This window comes from Nocardioides sp., assembly GCF_031422975.1.
GTDB lineage: Bacteria > Actinomycetota > Actinomycetes > Propionibacteriales > Nocardioidaceae > Nocardioides.
In genome coordinates this window covers 1-4,234 of the sequence record NZ_JANPEO010000173.1, presented here as the reverse complement: position 1 = coordinate 4,234, position 4,234 = coordinate 1, and the positions used below count along the sequence as shown (strand labels likewise).

The following is a 4,234-nucleotide window of genomic DNA, read 5'->3' as shown; positions in this document are numbered from 1 at the left end:
AACCGATCATGAGCGACATGACCAATACACACACGCTCCCGGCCACCGGCCGACAGATGCTGAACAAGGTCCCGGAAGTCACCGTGTTCTTCTGGGTCATCAAGATCCTCTGCACGACGGTCGGTGAGAGCTTCGCCGACTACATCAACGAGACCCTCGGCTTCGGGCTCACCAACACAACGATCGTGTTCACGACCGCCCTGGTCGCGACGCTGCTCGTGCAGTTCAGACTGCGCAAGTACGTGCCGGGCGTCTACTGGCTGGCGGTCGTGCTCATCAGCGTGGTCGGCACCCTGCTGACCGACAACCTCACCGACGCGCGCGGCGTCCCGCTGGCCGTCAGCTCGGTCGTCTTCGCCGTAGTGCTCGCCGCGGTCTTCGCCGTCTGGTACGCACGTGAGCGCACCTTGTCGATCCACTCGATCAACACCACACACCGCGAGGGCTGGTACTGGCTCGTGGTCCTGGTCACCTTCGCACTCGGCACCGCTCTGGGCGACTGGACCCTCGAACTCACCGGCTGGTCTCCGGGCACCGCGATCCTGCTCCCCGCGGGCCTGATCGCACTCGTCGCCCTCGGCTGGCGCATCGGCGTCGGCCCGGTGCTGTCGTTCTGGATGGCCTACATCCTCACCCGCCCGCTCGGCGCCAACATCGGTGACTACCTGGCCCTCGACAAGAGCGAGGGCGGCCTGGCGCTCGGCACCCTGGTGACCAGCGTGCTCTTCCTCGGAGCGATCCTCGCCACCGTCATCTACCTGAGCGTGACCGGCGTGGACCGTACGGAGAGGCAACGCCAAGAGGCCCTCGCCGGCTGATGCTGCCACGGCGATCACCGCAGCGACGCGAAGATGTCATCGAGCAACGTGCGGTGGAAACTCGCACCGAGAGCAACAGCCACGCATCCGGTCAGTTGCCCTCACGTTCGGCTCTCATCGCCGTCTCATCGAACCTGGACGACGCTGCCATGTAGCTCTCGCCGCTACGGGCAAAGCCGTCCTTGTCGTCAAGGTCTCGAACACCGGTCCGCCGGTCCCCTCGGACATGGTCCCGTACCTCTTCGACGCCTGGGTGAGCAGTCGCGACGCCAGTGTTGCGGGGGGCTGGGACTCTGGCTCGCCCGGGAGACTGCCCGCGACCTCGGGGGCGACATCGAACTGATGGATCAGAGCAACGCCACCGCGTTCCGGATACAGCTCCCCGCAATGGTCTGAGGCCGGGAGTCACGAGACCGGGACTCCGCCCGGACTGGTCAGGTCAATGGCAGGATCTCCGCCCCACACTCGGTTCATGACAATCAGGCCCAAGGTCACGGCCAACGACCTCGGAGGCGGAACGGGGCGCGGCTTGGCACGGTGATCGCCCATGAATGAACTGTCCCGGCACCAGCCCGCCGGCCGGCCGGCCTGCTCTACCTCACCCTCACGGGAGAAGACCTCAGAGAACCCGCCTGACCAATCCGCAACGAGCAACCGGCGTTCTGCCGTCCAAGGAGAAAGAACCATGTTGGAAGCCCGCACCATCAGGATCCTTGTCGTCACCGACAAGGCAGAGCCAGCCGCCGGACTGTTGGCCGCCATCCAGCACCGCGCAGCGACCGGTGACGTTCAGTTCCGGGTCATCGTTCTGAATCCGGCCGCGGCCGAGATCCATCTCCTCCATCCCGATCGTCACGTAAAGGCCACCGAGGCCGAACAAGTTCTCAAGCGTGCTCTGCCCGATCTCACGATGGCTGCCGGGAGCACGGTCATCGGGTCAGTGTCCGTGCGCCACGAACCCATGGACGCGATTGAGGAGACCATCTTGAGCGAGCCGATCGACGAGATCATGCTGGCGCTACCCGAGCACCACGTCTCGACCTGGCTGCACCAGGACCTGCAACACCGACTGCGGCACTTCGGCCTCCCGGTGACCGTCGTGCATCCGCAACCGGCCTGACTTCCCTCGTTCGGAGGATCCGTCCTTCCGCGCCACCACCTCGTCTGACCCGCGAAGACGCGCGCGGCGAACGTGAAGCGATGCTGTCCCGGGCCTGCGCCCGGCCTTACCGCAACCGACCTCCCGACAGTCAGGTCGTCGGCAGGTCAGCGTCCCCACCATCACTCGGAGCGTGACCCGGTTTCCCGGACTCTCCAGACACCCCGGGGCGGTTAAGACCCCGATGGCCGCCGAGGAACTTCACTACGCTGCAAGAAACCAGCTCAAGCCGACCGGCTGAGCCACCAAATTCAGACTCCGGAATCTCCGGGGCGGTTTAGTCACCCCGATCGCCGCATAGATGGGCCGGTTCGCGACTTGGCCGTCGCGGACCTTGACCATGATCGCGTCGATGAAGATCGCGGCGTAGACCTCTTCCAGCGGCCGGGCCTGCCAGGTGGCCATCTCCTCAAGGACCTTGTCGGTGATCCGCGAGACCGTCTCCTTCGACACCGCAGCGCCATAGATCTGCGCGAAGTGCGCCGAGATCTCCCCGGTGGTCAACCCGTTGGCATAGAGCGAGAGGACGATCTCATCGACCCCGTTGAGCCGGCGTTGTCGCTTCTTCACGATCACCGGATCAAAGGTGCCCTCCCGGTCTCGTGGCACGTCGATCGCCACGTGCCCGGTGGCCTCGGTGAGCACCGTTTTGGGGCGGGTGCCGTTGCGGACGTTGGCCGACTCCCGGTCCTCGGCGACACGATTCTTCTCATGCCCCAGGTGCTCGGTCATCTCCTCGTTGAGCGCGGTCTCCAGCACGCTCTTGGTGAACTGTTTGAGCAGCCCGTCGGGCCCAGTCAGGGACAGCCCCTGTTCCTTGGCCAACCGGACCAGCTCCCGGGCAGCGAGCTCCTCAGCCGAGGGCTCGGGCCTCTTCTTCGCACTCACAACATCCAGTGTCGTCATCACGGCACCTCTCCGCGGGGCTCAGAGCTCAGCGCGTCGGGCCGGAAACACCGTTAGATCCACAGTCCCGCGGCTCTCGGGTCGTTACGAAGGTCCGGACCAACGCCCCTGATCAGACCATCGAGGTGCCGCCGGGTCAGGGTGCGATCGGACAACGTGTCCCTTGCCGGTTCTATAAGCACCCCGTTGAGTGCGCAACTCGTCTCTGAGGGAGTACGGCACAGGCAAGTGCAGGGCGTAAAGGGCCGAGGTGTAGGCCTCGAGAGAGGTGACCATCTGTGCTCGCGCATCGTCCATGCACACTGCGCCAAGGTTGGCATGGCGACTGTCGGCCAACACTGAACGGGCCAAGATGACCCGGTTGAGCAGTATCTGAAGGGGAACATCCGCCGGCGCACTGGAGACTGGCAATGCGCTCGGTCTCCTTTCCCGGCGGTCGCGGCCCGGTGGCTCCGCGACGACGAAGTTGATGCTACGCCCGGTAGTCACAAGCCGTCTCGGGCGAGGATCAGGTCGAGTGGCCCTCGCTCGTGCTCCACGCCCGGCCAGCCACGAGCTCAACGCGAACAAGCTCGCGGCGGGTATCCGGACCGCCTCGGCGCACGGCCGGTCAGGTCTTGCCGCAGCGCGCTGTGCGCATGTGCGCTGTCTTGGAGCATCAGCTCCACAGCAGTATCGCGCAGGCGCAGCACCTCGGTAGCTGCGAGCAACTGCCCGGCGACCGCGTCGTTCAGCGGGACTTGGTCCCCGACGAACGTGACGACAACGATACGAATCCAGTCCTACCCACTGAGAGCGGATCAACCCGCGGATTTCCTCAGCTTGGGATGCTTTTTAAAAATCGTGGAAGGTCGACGTTGCCGCTAGGTGACCAGAACGCCCACGACTTCTCCGGCACGGGGGACGTAGGCACCGCTGACAAGCGCGGCGAGAGCAGTCGCGCCCCCGCCTTCTGTGTGCTGTCCGTGGGCGACGCGCGCAGGCCCCGCCAACCGGAGTCGCCTACGCGGCGGACCTGGATGACGGTACGGACGACGAACGCGACGAGTAGGTAGACGACGAGATGACCATGGCGAGGGTGGTCATGACTCGGCTCCGTCACGGCGCCCGATGGTGAGCGTGTGGGGTCGTGTCGGTGGGGTTGGCACAGCAGTCGTCGGTGCACCCAGGCGCGCACCCACATGCGTCGCTTTCGGGACTCACGCCGACCGGTCCGCAGCCGCAGTTCTCGCCCCGCCACGCTTCGAGCCCTTCACGGACAGCGACGGCAGCGATGATGAGCCCGGCGATGGGGTCGGCCCACGACCAGCCGAGGGTCGCGTTCAGGACCAACCCGACGAGCAGGACCGCT

General features: G+C 65.6%; 3 protein-coding genes and 1 pseudogene. 2 read left to right on the top strand and 2 right to left on the bottom strand.

The window, feature by feature from the left end:
• Window positions 1-8: 8 nt before the first annotated feature.
• Window positions 9-818: a hypothetical protein gene (locus RMO85_RS05460; protein WP_310527103.1), complete on the top strand. Its 810-nt coding sequence runs from the start codon at window positions 9-11 to the stop codon at window positions 816-818.
• A gap of 619 nt (window positions 819-1,437) precedes the next feature.
• On the opposite strand, the gene RMO85_RS05455 is transcribed toward RMO85_RS05460, so the two are convergent.
• Entirely contained in the window at window positions 1,438-1,698 is a 261-nt protein-coding gene (locus tag RMO85_RS05455) for a hypothetical protein (protein WP_310527102.1), read from the bottom strand.
• A 105-nt stretch (window positions 1,699-1,803) separates the two neighbouring features.
• Here RMO85_RS05455 and RMO85_RS05450 point away from each other — a divergent pair, with 105 nt between their 5' ends.
• Window positions 1,804-1,938: a hypothetical protein gene (locus RMO85_RS05450; RefSeq protein WP_310527100.1), complete on the top strand. Its 135-nt coding sequence runs from the start codon at window positions 1,804-1,806 to the stop codon at window positions 1,936-1,938.
• Window positions 1,939-2,256: 318 nt separating this feature from the next.
• Here the strand turns inward: RMO85_RS05450 and RMO85_RS05445 are convergent.
• Window positions 2,257-2,883 (bottom strand): annotated as a pseudogene (locus RMO85_RS05445) (transposase); the annotation flags it as partial.
• Between the last annotated feature and the right edge of the window lie 1,351 nt (window positions 2,884-4,234).

Bases quoted from the DNA above. Each gene is read 5' to 3' on its own strand.
- RMO85_RS05460 (WP_310527103.1), top strand. From the start codon at position 9: ATGAGCGACATGACCAATACACACACGCTCCCGGCCACCGGCCGACAG.